Here is a 15,517-nt window from a genome sequence, read left to right as displayed (position 1 = left end):
TGAACGAATTCGCCGGCCCCGAGGGAGGTTGCTCGATGCAAGCCCATGTCGGAGATCGAATCGTGGTGCACGGCCGGACGGTGGGCCTCGCCGACCGATCCGGCGACATCGTCGAAGTACGCGGGAACGACGGTGAGCCGCCCTATGTGGTGCGGTTCTCCGACGGACACGAAGGCCTGATCTATCCCGGGCCCGACTGCGAGGTCGTGCCGCAGGGCGCGTGATCGCCCGGCTCCCGAGGATGCCGCCCACCTCGCCGAAGACCGCTCATCCCCCCATCCCGCGGATCACACCTAGAATTCGCTGACCAGTAGCGGATCGGTAGTGAAGCGGAGGTGCCGATCGATGATCGGATCGCAGACGACGGGCCGGCAGACGATCGCGGCCTGGTGGAACGAGCACCTGGACTATCGGTGGCTGATCCGGACCCTCGACCACCACGGCGCACTCCGAGTCATGAAGGGAGTCGTGGCGGTCGGCGGGGCCGTGATCGCGCTGATCACCGCATTGGCTCTCGTGTCCACCGCCGGACCGACCGGCGTGTGGAACCTGGTCACGGTGTTCACCATCACCTTCGGAGTCGCGTGGGCCGCGTACTGGGCACTCGCGCCCTGGCCGGGTGAGCGGGCCTCCCTGATCCTGATGGCGTGCGCGGACGTGGCGATCACTGTCGGCTGCTTGGCCGAGAGCAACCGGCTGTTCAGCGCGCTCGGATTGATGCAACTGGTGATCCCCGGCGGCTACTTGCTCGCCACCTGACCCGATCGCACGACCGCGGCGTGTGGCTGATGGTCGAGCCCGGCGCGGTCAGGACGCCAGGCTGATGGTGTGGCCGGTGTGGTCCGCCTTGGCCTGCAGGTAGCGGACGTTGTTCTCGTTCGCGTGCACACCCGTCGGCACCGTGTTCCGCACCGTCACGCCGAGTTCGGTCAGCTGCCGGACCTTGTCCGGATTGTTGGTCAGCAGATCCAGTTCCGCGATCCCGAGCGCCGTCAGCATCTCGGCGGCCGCGGTGTAGTCGCGGTCGTCCTCCGGGAAGCCGAGCGCGGTGTTCGCCTGATAGGTGTCGAACCCCAAGTCCTGCAACGCATATGCGTCGAGCTTGTTGTAGAGGCCGATCCCCCGTCCCTCCTGCCGCAGGTAGAGCAGCACACCACCGGTGTCGCTGATCCGCTCGACAGCTTCCCGCAACTGCGGTCCGCAATCGCAACGGGCCGAACCGAATACGTCGCCGGTGAGGCATTCCGAATGCAACCGGACCAGCGGGACGTCGTCCGTCCGGCCCAGCACGAGTGCGAGATGCTCCAGCCCGTCGGACAGTCCGGCGAACGTCACCACCTGCGCTGTAACCGAGAATCCGTCGTCGAAGGTGATCGGGATCTGCACCCGGGTGCGCACCGAAGGTCCGATTCTGGTGGGAAGGGACACTGTTCGCTCCTGCCTACTGCTCGCCTCGAGCGTCGGCCGGGTAGCGGCACCCGACCGGACGCGGGTCGCTCGGATGCCGACGAGCGTTCCGATCATGGTCAGCCCGAGATCGGCGGGAGTTATTCCGCGCGGTCTGTGAGGTTCACCCCCAGCGGAAAGTGTTGCGGCCGACCGCGATGTCACATATGCGGGTCGGTGATCTCGCGCAGGCGGGCCATGACGCGCCGGGTGCCGAAACGGTTAACGCGGCACCGGATCCGCGCTATCACTGGTGGACATCCACACCTCCCGGGAGGACATCATGAAACCAGTCGGCCGGATCCTGGCGACCGCAGTCTGCGCGGTGGCCGCCATGGTCACCCTCGGCGCCTGCCAGAACGACGACACCCCGATCCCGGTCGGGTCACCGACGCCGACCGCGACCGGATCGGTCGCCGCGTCCGGCCCGGAATCGGGCAAGGTGCCGCCCCAGGCACCCGCGGACGTGCACGCGAGCACCACGGCCGACGGGCTCTACATCGAGGTGTCCGCACCCGAGTCGACCACCGTCCACCCCGGCACTCCGGTGAGATTCGATGTGGTGGTGCAGAATTCGACCTCCGGCGACTTCACCGGCGTCGGTGTCGTGGTGTCGCTGGGGCACTGTGGCTGTAATCCTGGTCCGATGAAGACGATGCCCGCGGGCAGCATGCAGCTGGAGGCCGCCGACGGCTCCTGGCAGCCGGCCCCGTACGTCACTCAGGGCGGCGGCACCGATTTCCTGGGCCGCACCCTGGTCCCCGCGTTCAGCCTGAGCGCCGGACAGTCGGTGACCTATCACCTGAAGCTGGAGGTCGACCCGGCGCCGAATCTCGTCGCGGGTTCGACCCGGTTCGAGGCGACCCGGACCGACCCCAGCGCGCACGCCCCCACCCCGGTCAGCAGCACCCCGACGGCGTCGATCGAACTGAACATCCGGCCGTAGCAGCGACTTTCGGCGCATCAGCGTCGGCGATCGGCGGCGGACGCGAGCAACGGGAGTGCGAAGCGACAGAATTCCTCGGCCGCATCGATGTTCGCCGCGGACGCGCCGAGCGCGGATCGCAGGACCGCGGGTACGCGCTGACCGGGCCAGGTGTGGCCCATGCCCTCGACCGCCCATGCCTCGACCCGGGTTCCGCCGACCCCGCCGGCGACCGTCCGCCGGTTCCGAGCCAGGTCGTCCGGACCCGGTCCGGACGGATATTCCGTAACAACGGCTTCATCCCCGCACCGGTCGATGTCGGCCCAGTGCCGGGCCGAGTCGGCGAGCGACAGTGTGCGGCCCCGTAATTCGCCGTCGGGGCCGCGGCGCCGGGAATACCCGCCCTCGATCGGCACCACCGGATCGGCCGTGCCGTGGATCAGCAGTGCCGATACCGCGTGGGTCGGCTGCGCCCCGGCCAGCGCGGCCGGCAGGCCACCAGCGATCGCCAGGAACGCGACCACCAGGTCCGACGCCTCGAGTGCCGTCCGGTGCGCCATGAAGGCGCCGTTGGAGATGCCGGCCACCAGGATGCCGTCGCGCCGGGTGCCGAAACGACCGGCGCACTCCTCGGCGACCGCGCGCAGGAAGGCGACGTCATCGATTCCTTTCTCCTCGCTCACGGTGACACCGCGCCCGTCGGCCCAGCGGCCGGTGACCGCGTCCGGATAGGCCACGGCGACCCCGTGCCGGTCGGCGAAGGCCTCGAACCCGCTCCGGCGCCGGCTGCTCGCCTCGGCGAACCGCTGGATCGGCGCGAGGACCGGCGAGCGACTGCCGTGCAGCACCAGCATCAGCGGCATCTCGGGCCGCTGATCGGTGGGCAGTCGGAGGGAGCAGGTCCGCCGGAGGCCGTCGACCCGCAGTTCCACGTTCGTCACGATCCACCACCAATACGTACAGGTAACCTGCGCAGTTCACCTGCACTCTAGCAGGCAGCCGAAAAGCCAACGGGCCCTGCGGAATCGCAGTGGGCATCACCTCCGCCGCCGGTGCGGGCGGCCGCCGCGACACACCGGCTGTGATCGCAGGCCCGAGCGGGGTATGCAGGAGATATGGGTGGTGTTCCGACGAACAGGAGGCCCACCATGACCACATCCACCACATATCTGCCCCCGGTCGAGCATCCCCGCGGCTTGCTGCGCAAGCTCGCCTACCTCGTCAGCCGCCGGGTGCTCGGCAAGGTCGCCGGCCCGCTGGCCGTGTTCGGCGCCCGCATGCCGCTGTCGTTCTTCTCCTTCTACGGCAAGGTGTCGCGACTGGACCGCAAGCTCGTGCTGCCGCGCGGTACCGCGCTTCTGGTCCGCTCGCGCGTCGCGAACTTGAACGTCTGCGAATTCTGCATGGACACCAACCAGTGGTTCGTCACCCGCAAGATCGGCGGCGAGACCGCGGCGAAGGCGAAGGCGCTCGCCGACTACCGGACCGACCCGAGGTTCTCCCCCGCCGAACGCGCCGCCCTGGACTACGCCACCGAACTGACCGTCGACAAGTCCGTCTCCCCGGCCACCATCGACGCCGTCCGTCGGCAGTTCAGTGAGCGCGAGGTCTGCGAACTGGCCTGGCTGGTCGCCAGCGAGCACCTCTACAACCTGACGAATGTCGGCCTGAACATCGGCTCGGACGGCATGTGCGAGCTACGGCCACAATAGATCTCGGGCCCTATTGTTCGGCGTAGTGGCTCCCTCCGGCCCAGTCGACGGTCACGACGTCCTCGCCACCGACGACCCAGGCGTCATGACCGGAGGGCGCGGATCCGCGAAGTCGGCCAGCTCGGTGCCGGCCCGCGCCTCGTCGTAGTCGCGCCGATCGACTGTGTCGCCGGGCAATCTGCCGCTCTACCTGGCGATTCAGCCGGCGATGACGTGGTGGGCCGGCATCGCCGCAGCGAGCAGGACGGTGCGGCGACCGACGGTGAACGCCGACCCCGAACGGGTATCCCGCAGGCATGGGTAAGCACCCGCAGCGGACCCCGTTCTACGGGGTCCTGATGCTGATCACGTTCATGATCGCCGGGCTGTTCGTCCGGGATCTGCCGTGGCAGTGGCTGCGCGTCGCCACCTATATCGCACTGGTCGCGTTCGCCGTCGTCGGGTGGGTGATGACCTTCCGCGACCTGTCCTGACCGGATCGGCTAGGTGTCGAACAGCTGGATGTGAACGTAGCGGGTCGTCTGATCCCGCTCGTCGACAGTGATATCGCGTGACACGTGCTTGCCGTCGGGCCGCTGATAGCGATCTCCCGTCTCCAGCAGCGACGGCGAGGTCGCCAGCGGCGGACCGGCAATGATTTCCACCGTCACGTGGTAGGTCCTGGTGAGCGGCGGCGTGATCCCCGACCCGGTCAGCAGCGCGTTCACACCCGCGGAGTCGGTCGACAGCGCGATCCGATAGCTCGTGTCGATTCCGCGGTCTGTCCGAGCGTCGAGGACCTTCGCGTCCGGCGGAATCACCAACCCGCCGAATTCGGATGCCTCCTTGACGATATCGGCCACGCTCGAGGCCGGAGTACCGTCCACCATGCGCCCACCGCTTCCGCTGTCGGTACAACCCGATGAGCCGGCCACCACCATCAGACCGGCGACCACGCCGACCGCCCGACGCCGACCGGCTCCTATGATCCGTGATCTCATCGTGTGGGGTCACTCCTGTCACCGTCTCGGCCACCGGGCGGACCCGGCAGGTTTACCGGCCCGGTCGCCGGCACCGCCCCGTTGCAACTGCGTATCGCGCTGGAGCCGTCCAGATCGAATTCCGTGCGAGCCCGGCGGTTCGCGGCGCGCGGATTTCGGCGCCGGCCGCCGGGACATGCGCGAAAGATACTGTGCCACAAGCTCGACGGCCGCCGCGGATCCGCTGCCGGGCGTCCCGGACCCTCAGTTCCCGCTCGCCGCCAACGGCGATCGCGCGAGTTCGACCGGGGTGTTCTGGGCGGCGGCGAGCCACCAGTCACCGTCGCGCTCGACCAGGGTGTACATGGCGATCTCAGAGAAACCGGCCGGGTCGGCGGATCGGCGCCGGATCTGGGTGATCACCACGCCCGGTGCGGGGCTGAGTGCGGCGACCACCTCGAAGTGGGAGGCGGGCGCGACCTTGGTGGTCATCAGCCGGTGGTGGATCGCGTTCAAGGTCGGGTAGCCGGTGACGGTGGCACCGAACGGGCTGCCCCAGAGGATGTCGGCGGCGAACCGGCGGTCGTAGCCGTCGGCGTCGCTCGCCAGCCCGGCCTGTTCGAGTTCGGCGGCCAGGTCGGCAGCGACGCGATCCGCGATCTGCTGCCCGGCGGGGTCGGCCAGTGTGGGTCGGATGTTCATGTCTACCTCCGTATTTCATCGACCTCACGACCGTAGAACCCGAAGTAAGGTTGAGGTCAAATCCTCCGGTCGGTATCCGCTCGGGGAACACCGCGAAGGCGTGATCGGCCCGGTCGTCGGGTTCCGCCGCGATGGATCGCACCGCCGTGCCGTCCGCGGTGTTCTAGTCGATGAGACCCGCGTCGCGGGCGAGTGCCGCCGCCTCGGTGCGGCTCGACGCCCCGAGCTTGGTGATGATCCGCGAGACGTGCACTCCGGCGGTATTGCCGCTGATGAACAGCTCCGCCCCGATCGCGCGATTGCTCAGGCCGCGGGCGATCAGGCGCAACACCTCGAGTTCCCGGGTGGTGAGGCCGAAACTGCGCGGCGGCGCCGGCGGCGCCGTGGTCGCGGCGGCGAGCCCGGCGCGGCGCACTGTGTCCGCCATCGCGCTGACCAGTCCGTCCGCGCCCAGCGCGGCGGCGCGAGCGGTCGCGGCCGCAAGAATCTCCCGCGCTCCCGAGCGGTCGCCGGCCGCGAGCGACGCACGCGCGCAGGCGAACTCGGCGACAGCCCGGTCGAAGGGCCGGCCGAGCTCGGCCCAGGCCGCGATCGCCGTCCGCCAGTCCGCCGGATCACCGGAAACCGTTGCGGCCCAGGTCGATCGATAGGCGGAGTCGGGCGCGGTGGTGACGGGCAGCGCGGCGGCGAGCGCCCGATGGTCGAGGCCCGCCCGGGCGCCGGTCACCAGCAGCGCCCACACCTCGTGGTGATGCCGCGCGCCGTCCCGCAGCGCACGCTCCACGATCTCGCGTGCGGCGCCCAGGTCGGCTGCGTTCAGTGCCAGATCCGCTCGCAGACCGGCAGATTCGAGCACGTACTGACCCGCCCAGGCCGAATCCCGCAGCAGCGGTTCCACTGTCGCCGCGGAGACGGCCCCCGCAGCCGAATCCCCCTGTGCCGCCATGATCCGGCCGTGGCACAGCAGCAGTACGGCCCGGCTCAGCGGCGGGATCGGGTCGGCCAGGGTGTCGTCGATCAGGGTGAGCGCCTCGGGCCAGCGGCCCAGGGCCTCCAGCGCCTGCACCCATTTGACGATCAGGATCGGGCCCTTCTCGACGAACCGGAAGGTATCGCAGGCCGCGCGCAACCCCTGTCCGATCACTTCGATCGCGGTGCCGTACGCGCCGGTCGCCACCAGGAACGCGGACTCCCAGACCACCACGGCCAGAAGGGTTTCCGCGTCGGGCGCCAGCTTGCGAGCGGTTTCGAAATGCCCGCTCGCGAGTTCGGGCCGGTCGGCGGCGGCCAGCCCGAGAAAGGCGTGGGCGCGGGCGAGGACCGCAGCCACCTCCGGATCCGCGGCGGAGTCGAATCCGGCCGCGATCTCCAGTGCCGCTTCGGCATCGGCCGCCGCACCCGCCGGCTCGCCGGTGAACAGGTGTACCGAGGCCGACTCCAGCAGGACCTTCGCCCGCAGCACCGTCGGTGCGGCGCCCAGCACTTCGAGCGCCTCCTGCAGATCCGCCCGGCCACCGCCCGCCTGGTTGCGCAGGCGAGCACGCACCGTCAGCAGCCGGCCGCGGTCCTGCGCGGAACCGGCTTGTGCGGCGACGATCCCGAGCGCCTCCTCGACCGCCGCCAGCCCGGGCTCGACGGCACCCTGATGCGCGCACACGTCGGCGAACAGTTCCAGCAACGCCGCCCGGTCCACCGGCCGTTGCTCCGGCCCGACCCGATCCCACAGGTCCAGCATCCGGCGCAGGTGATGCAGTTGAGCCGCGCGGGATCCGGTCGCGGCGGCATCCGCGGCCGCCTGCCACCCGCTGGCGAGCGCCCCCGCGATATCGCCCGCGCATTCGCTGTGCCGAGCCAGCTCCGCCGAATACCGTTCCGGTGGAACAAGACTTGCCGATTCCGGCCCGGCGGCGGCCCGCAGGACCGCTGCGAGGCCCGCGTGCAGCCGGGTCCGGCGTGCGGGCAGCAGGCTGTCGTAGACGGCCTCTCGGATCAACGCGTGCCGGAATTCGTACCCGCTGCCGTGGATCTGCAGCAACCGCGCCCCGATCAGCTCGCCGACCGCGGCGTCCAGGGTGTCGTCGTCGAGAGAAGCTGCGGCGGAGAGCAATTCGTGCTCCACCGGCGATCCGGCCACCGCCGCCACCTGCAGCACCCGCTGGGTGGTCGCCGACAGCCCCGGCAGCCCGGCCAGCAGCAGCTCCCCCAGCGCAGCCGGCGCGTCCGCCGCCGAGCGGCTCAACGCCTCGACGAACAGCGGATTGCCCCCGCTGCGCTCGAAAACCCTTCCGGCGAAACCGGGTTCGGGCTCCCGTCCGAGCAGCGCCGCGAGCTGGCGGCCCACGTCGTGCCGGGTCAGGGCGCGCGGTTCGACCGCGACCACACTCGGCAGTCGCGACAGCTCGGTGAGCAGACTGTGCAGCCGGCCCGGCCCGGGCGGCCGATACGTGCCGACGAGCAGTACATCGGCACGGTCCAGATTCGCGATCAGGAAGCTGAGCAGATCGAGGCTGGCGTCGTCGGCCCAGTGCAGGTCCTCGAGGACCAGCACCAGCGGCCCCTGCTGGGCGAGCGCGTCCAGCAGGATCAGCACCTCGCCGAACAGGCGGGTGCGGTCCGGCTCACCGGCCGGGACGTCGGTGGCCAGCTCCGGTACCCACCGGGCCAGTTCCGGCACCGGTCCGGCCAGCAGCATCCGCAGCCCGTCGGCGCCGATCGAGCGGACGAGCGCCCGCGCCACCGCCAGGAACGGCCCGAAGGCGACCCCAGCGCTGCCGAACTCCGGGCAGCGCCCGGTCAGCACCCGCACCCCGGCCGGCAACCGGCTCCCGAACTCGCCGACCAGCCGCGACTTCCCCAGACCCGCCTCGCCCGCCACCAGTACCGCGGCGACCTGCGGATCCCGGTACGCCGCTGTCAATTGTTCGAGGTCCGCGGCCCGCCCGACGAAAGTGCTCGAAACCTGCTGAACCATGCGCGTCACCCTATCGAGACGCCGTCACTGGGAACACGAGTGAACCCGGGCACACCGTGAAGGTCCCCGCCGCGCACCCGCACCCGGCGTAGGCTGGACATTCGTGACATGTGAGCCGGTCGGGTCGGCGTAGCCGGCGTGGGGAACGCGGGGTTTCGGACCGCCGAGATCAGGGCCGTGCACGTCGTCGAGCACGGTCCCCCCGACGGCCGCCCGGTACTCCTGCTGCACGGCTGGCCGCAGAACTGGCGGGCCTGGACCGCGATCATGGAACTCGGTGCGGCCGACGGGAATCGGATGATCGCCCTGGATCTGCCGGGGATCGGCGGGTCGGCCGGCGCGCGCACCGACGGCAGTACGGTCGCCATGGCCGAGACCGTCCACGCGGTGGCCGCGGACTTGGAACTCGAGCGGTACACGCTGGTCGGGCACGATATCGGCGGCATGGTCGGCTACTCCCTGCTGCGCGCCTACCCCGAGATCGCCCGGGCCGTGGTCATGGACACCGTGATCCCCGGGATCGCGCCGTGGGACCGGGCGCTCGCCGATCCGCGCCTGTGGCACTTCGGTTTCCACGCGGTACCCGGTCTGCCCGAGACCCTGGTCGCCGGTCACCAGCGCCGCTACTTCGACCACATCTTCGCCACCGCGGCCGCGCGTCCCGACGCCGTCACCGAATCGGCACGCGACAGCTACGCGGCCGCCTACGGCAGCGACGGCGCGCTGGCGGCCGGATTCGACTGGTATCGGGCATTTCCCGCGGATGCCGCGGCGAACACGATGCTCACCGCCACGATCGCTACCCCGCTGCTGTACCTGCGCGGCGACCAGGAGGGCGGCGAGATCCAGACCTACGCCCGCGGCTTCGCCGACTTCGGGATCGAGAACGTCAGCGCCGCAACGGTTGCGGGCAGCGGACATTTCACCCCCGAGGAGAATCCGCGCGCGGTGTGGCAGCTGATCACCCAGTGGCCGGGGTGAGCGACCCGCGCACGGCGCGTTCGCGTCCTCCGGAGAAGGCCCTGACCACCGCGATCGCTGTCCGGTTGCGGCAGTGGGGATTCGGCGTACTCGCCGGTAGGATCGAGCCGCGGGCCGGTGTGGCGCGGCCTCGACGTGAGATGTGATCACCCCTCGTCCCCGTTATAGTCCCCGGTATGGCCACTACGTGGAGCTCGTTCGGCAGGCAGATCACGACGATCGCCACCGGGCAGGGGGCTGAGCTCGTCCGGCAGTCCACGCCGGGGATCGTGCGGCGGATGCGCCGGTCGGCGGTGGTCGAGTTCGCGTTCGGGCGTCGTCCCGTGCCCCGGGTCGCCGTCCGGCCGACCGCCTCGGTCGCGATGCCGACCACGCAGCGGGCCCGCCAGGTCGTGTACTGCCCGCACCTCGACGGCCGGGCCGATCCGGGCGAAATCGTCTGGACCTGGCTGCCGTTCGACCACGACCCGCGCGAGGGCAGCGATCAGCCGGTGCTGATCGTGGGCCGGGAACGCAGCACGCTGCTGGGCCTGGCGGTCTCCCCCGACCCGCGCTGGGCGCACGACCCGGACTGGGTCGGGATCGGCCGCGGTTCCTGGGACGGCCGGCCGCACTGGGTGCGGATGGACCGCGTCCACGACGTGCCCGAGGAGAGCATCCGCCGCGAGGGCGCCATCCTGGAGCGCCGCTCGTTCGACGCGGTCGCGCATCGGCTCTGCGGCGAATACCGCTGGTACTGAGGCCGATTCGGCTCAGGCCGTGTTTATGGCGCCTGGACCGGGCGGGCTACGTGGTTACACTCCGCTGCCGCCTCCGCCCGCTGACCGGCTCAGGCGAGGCGGGTGACCTCCACCAGGACCTCCAGCGCGGTGGTGCCGTCACCGGAGAAGATGCCCTTCAGCGGAGGTACGTCCGCGTAGTCGCGGCCGACACCGACCGAGACGTGCTGTTCGGTGACGGCGATGTTGTTCGTCGGGTCGTAACCCCACCAGCCACCGGTCCACGCCTCGATCCAGGCGTGCGACTGGCCGGCCACGGTCTGATCGATCGGCGCCAGCGGCATCGGGTGCAGATAGCCCGAGACGTAGCGGCTGGGAATTCCCATGCTGCGCAACAACACCAGCGTCAGGTGCGCGTAGTCCTGGCATACGCCGCGTCGCTCGGCGAAGGCCTGCGGGGCGGAGGTGTGCACCGAGGTGGACCCCAGCGCGTAGTCCATCTCCCGGTGCACCCACTCTGCGGCGCGCACAACGGCTTTCGCCGGTGGCACACCGCGGGCCAGCTGCCGGGCCACCGTCGCGAGCCGGCGGTCCCGCGGCACGTAGCCGGTGGGCGTCAGCAGCTCGTCGTACCGGTCGACGACCGCGTCCGAACGCAATTCGTCGAACGACAGCTCCTCCGAGGGCCCGGCGAACGGCTCGGTCTCGACCACCGACGAACCGGTGACTTCCAGTTCGGTGTGCGGGGCGTGCAGATCGAACGAGGTGACCGCGGTACCCCAGTAGTCGACGTACCTATAGGAGCGGGTGGACGGCACGGTCTCCACCCGGTTCATGATCACGTTCTGTCGGCCGTCGGCGCGCGGCGTGAGCCGCGCCTCGTTGAACGACCCGACCACGGGCACGTCGTATCCGTAACCGGTGGTGTGCACCACCCGTAGACGCCAGCTCATTGCAACTCCTCCACGACACTGTCCCGCTGATCCTGGCTGGAACGCAGGTCCGTCCAGGCCACGAACGGGGCGGCATGGAAGTACTGCCGCGACACCGCCTCACTGACCTGGCGGCAGGTCTGCTGCAGAAACAACAGGCGAGCTTGCAGATCCTCCAGCAGGAGTCCGGGCGCGAGAAATTCGAGCTCGCTGCGCGCCCGGCCCAGCAACCGGGCGGCCTCGTGCTGGACGCCGAACCGGCTGTTGGGCCGCTGATCCAGTTCCCGCAGACAGTGTTCGGCCTCGAGCAGCGAATGGAACACCGAACGCGGGAAGTGGCGGTCCAGCAGGATGAACTCCACCACCAGATTGGCGTCCAGCGCCCCGCGCCGGGTGCGCAGATAGGTGTCGTGCGCGCCGGCCGACCGCAGCACGGTCACCCAGGCCGGCGACGAGGAGCGGTCCCCGGCGCGCGAAAGCAGCAGTCGCACAGTCATATCCACCCGCTCGATGGACCGGCCGAGCAGCAGGAACCGGAACCCGTCGTCGCGGGAGAGCGTGGAGTCCGACAGGCCGGCGAACATGGCCGCGCGCCCGGTGATGTAGTGGAAGAACTCGTGCGGGCCGAGCGCGCGTGAGTTGCGTTCGGCGACGGCCAGGCCGTTGTAGGTGGCGTTCAGGCACTCCCACATGTCGCTGGAGACGACTTCGCGCGCGCCACGGGCGTTCTCGCGCGCCTTCACGATCGAGTCCACGATGGAACCGCCCTGGGAGTGACTGAACGCCACCACGTCGGTCACCGACCAGACATCGAGTTCACCCTCGGGCGGATCGATTCCCAAGACCCGCAACAACACTCGCGAGGTGCGATCCGGGTCGACGGTGGCGTCCTCCAGCAGCTGATGCACGGCGATATCGAGGATGCGGGCGGTGTCGTCGGCGCGCTCGACGTAGCGGCCGATCCAATAGAGGGATTCGGCATTGCGAGCCAACATGATTCACCCCTGCTGCTGTTGTTGCTGCTGCTGCGCGGCCTGCGCTGCGGTCGGTTCCCGGCCCTGCTCCCGCATGTCGACGCCCGGCGGCTCGGAAACCACCTCGGCCCCTTCGAGTTCGCGCTTCTCGTCCGACGTGCGCGGTGCCAGCACCCAGGTGTCCTTACTGCCACCACCCTGACTGGAATTGACCACCAGCGAACCGTCCGGCAGCGCGACCCGGGTGAGACCACCGGGCAGCACCCAGATCTCGTCGCCGTCGTTGACCGCGAACGGCCGCAGATCCACGTGCCGGGGCCGCAGTTCGCCGCCGATCTTGGTCGGCACGGTGGACAGCTGCACCACCGGCTGCGCGATCCAGCCGCGCGGATCGGACTTGATCTTGCGGCGGATCGCGTCCAGCTCACGCGAGGTGGCATCGGGCCCGATCACGATGCCGTACCCGCCGGAACCCTCCACCGGCTTGATCACCAACTCGGCCAACCGATCCAGCACCTGCTCGCGCTCCTCGGGCAGCCAGCAGCGCATGGTGTCGACATTGCCCAGGATCGGCTTCTCCCCCAGGTAGTACTCGATGATCGTCGGCACATAGCAGTAGGTGAGCTTGTCGTCACCGACACCGTTTCCGAATGCGTTGGCGATCACCACATTTCCGGCCCGGGCAGCATTGAGCACCCCCGCCACCCCGAGGACCGAATCGTGCCGGAACTGCATCGGATCGAGGAACACGTCGTCGATGCGGCGATAGATGACGTCGACCTGCACCTCGCCGGCCGTGGTGCGCATGTACACCACGTTGTCGCGGCAGAACAGGTCCCGGCCCTCCACCAGCTCCACACCCATCTGCCGGGCCAGCAGCGAATGCTCGAAATACGCCGAGTTGAACACGCCGGGCGTGAGCACCACCACGGTCGGATCGACCTCGTTGGGCGCGGCCGCGGCCCGCAACGCCCGCAACAGATGACTCGGATAGTCGCCCACCGCGCGCACCCGGTGCGAGAAGAACAGGTCCGGGAACACCCGCGCCATGGTGGAGCGGTTCTCCATCACATACGACACCCCCGACGGCGACCGCAGGTTGTCCTCCAGCACCCGGAACTCGCCGCGCTCGTCCCGGATCAGATCGATACCCGCGACGTGGATCCGCACCCCGTTCGGCGGGACCACACCCGCCGCCTCGCGATGAAAATGCTCACAGGAGGTGATCAGCCGCTTCGGAATCACCCGGTCGCGCAGAATGTGCTGCTCACCGTAGACGTCGGCCAGGAACATCTCCAGCGCGGTGACCCGCTGCCGGATGCCCCGCTCCAGCTTCGCCCACTCCGCCGCCGTGATCACGCGCGGAATCAGATCGAGCGGGAACGGACGTTCCTGACCAGACAGCGAGAACGTGATGCCTTGATCGATGAACGCGCGGTCGAGCGCTTCGGCCCGCCGCTCCAGATCGGTCGCGGCGATCGGCGCGAGCGCCGCGAACAGTCCGCGATACGCCGGCCGAGGCCGGCCGTGACCGTCGAACATCTCGTCGAACGCGCGGTGGTAACGGCCGGGGCGGTAACCGTCGAAGACCCCCGTATCCGGCGCCCGCCGCGCTGACGCGGCAGCGGCACCGGCACGTGTCGCAATTGTCGGGGACATGCAAGAATCGTCCATCAACCGGCGTTTATGCCGTGTGTGCGACAGGTAAATTTCTCGCATCATGACCGGCTCGGACCGTCCGATTTCGTTCCCTGGGCGCCCGGCTGGTACTCTCGATCGTCGGCGCAGCGTTACCCCGTGTCGGTGGCGCGCCCACACGACTTAGCCCTTGGGAGAGCACCCGCTCTCGAGGCAAACCAACTGACGACAGAAACCAGAGGAATCGGCGTGGCCAACATCAAGTCCCAGGTGAAGCGGATCCGCACCAACGAGGAGGCGCGGCTGCGCAACCAGTCGGTGAAGTCCTCGCTGCGCACGGCCATCCGCAAGTTCCGCGAGGCCGCCGCCGCCGGCGACACCGCCACCGCGCAGGACCTGCTGAAGGCCGCCAGCCGCAGCCTGGACAAGGCTGCCTCGAAGGGCGTCATCCACGCCAACCAGGCCGCCAACAAGAAGTCGGCGCTCGCCCTGGCGCTGAACAAGATCTGAGTCGAGGGCTCGCAGTCCGCGAGTCCCCCAGCCGTCGTGGCGAGAGGGCCTGCTGAGCAGGCGACCACGGCGGCTTTTTGTCGTGTCCGCGACCTTTGAACCGGCATCGCTCCCGCTTCCCATCCCCCGCACCGGCGACCACGAATACCCCACGAAAACCGTTTCGCCACATGGGAAGTGGGGATTGTCGTCATGGTCATGGAAGTCATGGTCGCGGTGGGGGGAGCGCTGGTCGCGCTGCTCGCGTTTCTGCTCGGTGACCGATTGCGCCCCGCCGGCTGGCGGCAGAGCAGCGACGAATCGTCCGGCACACTGGTCTTCGACCTCATCAAAACGTTCTTCGCCGCCATCGTCGCCTTCGTGGTGGTGATCTGCTGGCAGCAGTACGACAACGCGCGCGGCCGCACGGTCGCCGAGGCCAACGCGCTGATCGAGACCTACTGGGCGGCGCATTCGATGCCCGGGCCCGAGCGGGAGCAGATCCAGCAGCAGGTGCACGACTACACGACGTCGGTCGTCACCCAGGAATGGCCGGTCATGGACCGCGACCAGCGGCTGGACCCACAAACACAAGCCACGTTCGACCGCCTGCGGGACACCGTCCAGCAGCTGCGACCCGCCGATCCCTACGAATCGACGCTGCGCGCGAACGCGCTGTCCGGCCTGGACAAGGTCGCCGACGCGCGGCACTATCGGGCCAACTCCGCCGCCCACGGCATCCCCGGATTCCTCTACGTCGCGCTCTACATCGCCGCCGCGCTACTGCTGCTCAGTCCGGTCCTGTCCGGCGTGCGAGTGAGCAGGCGCAGCGTGGTGATGATCGCGCTGCTGGGAGTCGTGATCGGGTCGGTACTGCTGCAGATCCACAATCTCGACCATCCCTTCGCCGGCGGCGACGTAGTGCCGGCCGACACCTTCCGCCTGGCCCTCGAACAGTTCCAGCCCACCACCGGACCGGTCCAGCATGCCTCGTAACCGGGCACTGACCGTCCTATTCGCGGCAGGTCTGGCCGTACTGATCGCGACCACGGCCGGACTCGCGGGCCCG

General features: G+C 69.5%; 17 protein-coding genes. 9 read left to right on the top strand and 8 right to left on the bottom strand.

Annotation, left to right across the window (positions count from 1 at the left end):
* Positions 1-35: 35 nt before the first annotated feature.
* The gene (locus EBN03_RS13290; RefSeq protein WP_122188273.1) at positions 36-224 is read left to right on the top strand and encodes a DUF1918 domain-containing protein; all 189 of its coding nucleotides are present in this window, start codon (positions 36-38) and stop codon (positions 222-224) included.
* A gap of 121 nt (positions 225-345) precedes the next feature.
* Entirely contained in the window at positions 346-759 is a 414-nt protein-coding gene (locus EBN03_RS13285; protein ID WP_122188272.1) for a hypothetical protein, read from the top strand.
* Positions 760-807: 48 nt separating this feature from the next.
* Here EBN03_RS13285 and ribA read toward each other — a convergent pair whose 3' ends face one another.
* Positions 808-1,428, bottom strand: a complete 621-nt coding sequence (gene ribA / locus EBN03_RS13280; protein WP_233608349.1) for a GTP cyclohydrolase II — start codon at positions 1,426-1,428, stop codon at positions 808-810.
* Between the two features lie 301 nt (positions 1,429-1,729).
* Between ribA and EBN03_RS13275 the strand changes: the two genes are divergently transcribed.
* The gene (locus EBN03_RS13275; protein WP_147471572.1) at positions 1,730-2,392 is read left to right on the top strand and encodes a hypothetical protein; all 663 of its coding nucleotides are present in this window, start codon (positions 1,730-1,732) and stop codon (positions 2,390-2,392) included.
* Between the two features lie 17 nt (positions 2,393-2,409).
* Here EBN03_RS13275 and EBN03_RS13270 read toward each other — a convergent pair whose 3' ends face one another.
* Positions 2,410-3,312, bottom strand: coding sequence for an alpha/beta hydrolase family esterase (locus tag EBN03_RS13270; protein ID WP_147471571.1), 903 nt, complete (start codon positions 3,310-3,312; stop codon positions 2,410-2,412).
* Between the two features lie 207 nt (positions 3,313-3,519).
* Between EBN03_RS13270 and EBN03_RS13265 the strand changes: the two genes are divergently transcribed.
* Together EBN03_RS13265 and EBN03_RS34540 are read left to right on the top strand one after the other, a co-directional pair.
* On the top strand, positions 3,520-4,083 hold the full coding sequence (locus EBN03_RS13265) for a carboxymuconolactone decarboxylase family protein (RefSeq protein ID WP_122188268.1): 564 nt from the start codon (positions 3,520-3,522) through the stop codon (positions 4,081-4,083).
* Positions 4,084-4,379: 296 nt separating this feature from the next.
* Entirely contained in the window at positions 4,380-4,556 is a 177-nt protein-coding gene (locus EBN03_RS34540) for a hypothetical protein (RefSeq protein ID WP_199742756.1), read from the top strand.
* Positions 4,557-4,565: 9 nt separating this feature from the next.
* Here EBN03_RS34540 and EBN03_RS13255 read toward each other — a convergent pair whose 3' ends face one another.
* The 3 genes from EBN03_RS13255 to EBN03_RS35685 all read right to left on the bottom strand — a co-directional run bounded on the left by EBN03_RS13255 (position 4,566) and on the right by EBN03_RS35685 (position 8,715).
* Positions 4,566-4,952 carry a hypothetical protein gene (locus tag EBN03_RS13255; protein ID WP_147471570.1) on the bottom strand — a complete coding sequence of 129 codons (387 nt, stop codon included), beginning with the start codon at positions 4,950-4,952 and terminating at the stop codon, positions 4,566-4,568.
* A gap of 354 nt (positions 4,953-5,306) precedes the next feature.
* A complete protein-coding gene (locus tag EBN03_RS13250) occupies positions 5,307-5,744 on the bottom strand; it encodes a DUF4440 domain-containing protein (RefSeq protein ID WP_122188266.1) in 438 nt (145 codons plus the stop codon).
* A 163-nt stretch (positions 5,745-5,907) separates the two neighbouring features.
* On the bottom strand, positions 5,908-8,715 hold the full coding sequence (locus EBN03_RS35685; protein WP_122188265.1) for an ATP-binding protein: 2,808 nt from the start codon (positions 8,713-8,715) through the stop codon (positions 5,908-5,910).
* Positions 8,716-8,853: 138 nt separating this feature from the next.
* Here EBN03_RS35685 and EBN03_RS13240 point away from each other — a divergent pair, with 138 nt between their 5' ends.
* Both EBN03_RS13240 and EBN03_RS13235 read left to right on the top strand, forming a co-directional pair.
* Positions 8,854-9,696 (top strand): alpha/beta fold hydrolase, encoded by an 843-nt coding sequence (locus EBN03_RS13240; RefSeq protein ID WP_122188264.1) that lies wholly within the window; start codon positions 8,854-8,856, stop codon positions 9,694-9,696.
* 176 nt (positions 9,697-9,872) lie between these two features.
* Entirely contained in the window at positions 9,873-10,436 is a 564-nt protein-coding gene (locus EBN03_RS13235) for a type II toxin-antitoxin system PemK/MazF family toxin (RefSeq protein ID WP_122188263.1), read from the top strand.
* An 89-nt stretch (positions 10,437-10,525) separates the two neighbouring features.
* Here EBN03_RS13235 and EBN03_RS13230 read toward each other — a convergent pair whose 3' ends face one another.
* Genes EBN03_RS13230 through EBN03_RS13220 form a run of 3 tightly spaced genes read right to left on the bottom strand, consistent with a single transcriptional unit; the run spans position 10,526 to position 13,980 of the window.
* Positions 10,526-11,368, bottom strand: coding sequence for a transglutaminase family protein (locus tag EBN03_RS13230; RefSeq protein WP_122188262.1), 843 nt, complete (start codon positions 11,366-11,368; stop codon positions 10,526-10,528).
* Positions 11,365-12,342, bottom strand: a complete 978-nt coding sequence (locus tag EBN03_RS13225; RefSeq protein ID WP_122188261.1) for an alpha-E domain-containing protein — start codon at positions 12,340-12,342, stop codon at positions 11,365-11,367. Before EBN03_RS13225 ends, EBN03_RS13230 begins: the two co-directional genes overlap by 4 nt.
* Before the next feature lie 3 nt (positions 12,343-12,345).
* Entirely contained in the window at positions 12,346-13,980 is a 1,635-nt protein-coding gene (locus EBN03_RS13220; RefSeq protein ID WP_122188260.1) for a circularly permuted type 2 ATP-grasp protein, read from the bottom strand.
* Between the two features lie 228 nt (positions 13,981-14,208).
* On the opposite strand from EBN03_RS13220, the gene rpsT reads away from it, so the two are divergent.
* Positions 14,209-14,469 carry a 30S ribosomal protein S20 gene (rpsT, locus tag EBN03_RS13215; RefSeq protein ID WP_122188259.1) on the top strand — a complete coding sequence of 87 codons (261 nt, stop codon included), beginning with the start codon at positions 14,209-14,211 and terminating at the stop codon, positions 14,467-14,469.
* A gap of 192 nt (positions 14,470-14,661) precedes the next feature.
* Positions 14,662-15,444 (top strand): bestrophin-like domain, encoded by a 783-nt coding sequence (locus EBN03_RS13210; RefSeq protein ID WP_122188258.1) that lies wholly within the window; start codon positions 14,662-14,664, stop codon positions 15,442-15,444.
* Positions 15,445-15,517: the final 73 nt, after the last annotated feature.

The sequence above is a fragment of the Nocardia stercoris genome (genome assembly GCF_003696265.1).
GTDB classification, from domain to species: domain Bacteria; phylum Actinomycetota; class Actinomycetes; order Mycobacteriales; family Mycobacteriaceae; genus Nocardia; species Nocardia stercoris.
Note: the sequence above shows the minus strand (reverse complement) of the source record. Positions and strands in the feature narration are given on the sequence as shown.

What these genes read in the sequence shown, in the direction of transcription:
- EBN03_RS34540 (WP_199742756.1), top strand. Translation starts at nt 4,380, where the DNA reads ATGGGTAAGCACCCGCAGCGGACCCCGTTCTACGGGGTCCTGATGCTG.
- EBN03_RS13250 (WP_122188266.1), bottom strand. Translation starts at nt 5,744, where the DNA reads ATGAACATCCGACCCACACTGGCCGACCCCGCCGGGCAGCAGATCGCG.
- EBN03_RS13235 (WP_122188263.1), top strand. Translation starts at nt 9,873, where the DNA reads ATGGCCACTACGTGGAGCTCGTTCGGCAGGCAGATCACGACGATCGCC.
- EBN03_RS13290 (WP_122188273.1), top strand. Translation starts at nt 36, where the DNA reads ATGCAAGCCCATGTCGGAGATCGAATCGTGGTGCACGGCCGGACGGTG.
- EBN03_RS13220 (WP_122188260.1), bottom strand. Translation starts at nt 13,980, where the DNA reads ATGTCCCCGACAATTGCGACACGTGCCGGTGCCGCTGCCGCGTCAGCG.
- EBN03_RS13275 (WP_147471572.1), top strand. Translation starts at nt 1,730, where the DNA reads ATGAAACCAGTCGGCCGGATCCTGGCGACCGCAGTCTGCGCGGTGGCC.
- EBN03_RS35685 (WP_122188265.1), bottom strand. Translation starts at nt 8,715, where the DNA reads ATGGTTCAGCAGGTTTCGAGCACTTTCGTCGGGCGGGCCGCGGACCTC.
- EBN03_RS13230 (WP_122188262.1), bottom strand. Translation starts at nt 11,368, where the DNA reads ATGAGCTGGCGTCTACGGGTGGTGCACACCACCGGTTACGGATACGAC.
- EBN03_RS13225 (WP_122188261.1), bottom strand. Translation starts at nt 12,342, where the DNA reads ATGTTGGCTCGCAATGCCGAATCCCTCTATTGGATCGGCCGCTACGTC.
- EBN03_RS13255 (WP_147471570.1), bottom strand. Translation starts at nt 4,952, where the DNA reads ATGGTGGACGGTACTCCGGCCTCGAGCGTGGCCGATATCGTCAAGGAG.
- EBN03_RS13210 (WP_122188258.1), top strand. Translation starts at nt 14,662, where the DNA reads ATGGTCATGGAAGTCATGGTCGCGGTGGGGGGAGCGCTGGTCGCGCTG.
- EBN03_RS13265 (WP_122188268.1), top strand. Translation starts at nt 3,520, where the DNA reads ATGACCACATCCACCACATATCTGCCCCCGGTCGAGCATCCCCGCGGC.
- EBN03_RS13285 (WP_122188272.1), top strand. Translation starts at nt 346, where the DNA reads ATGATCGGATCGCAGACGACGGGCCGGCAGACGATCGCGGCCTGGTGG.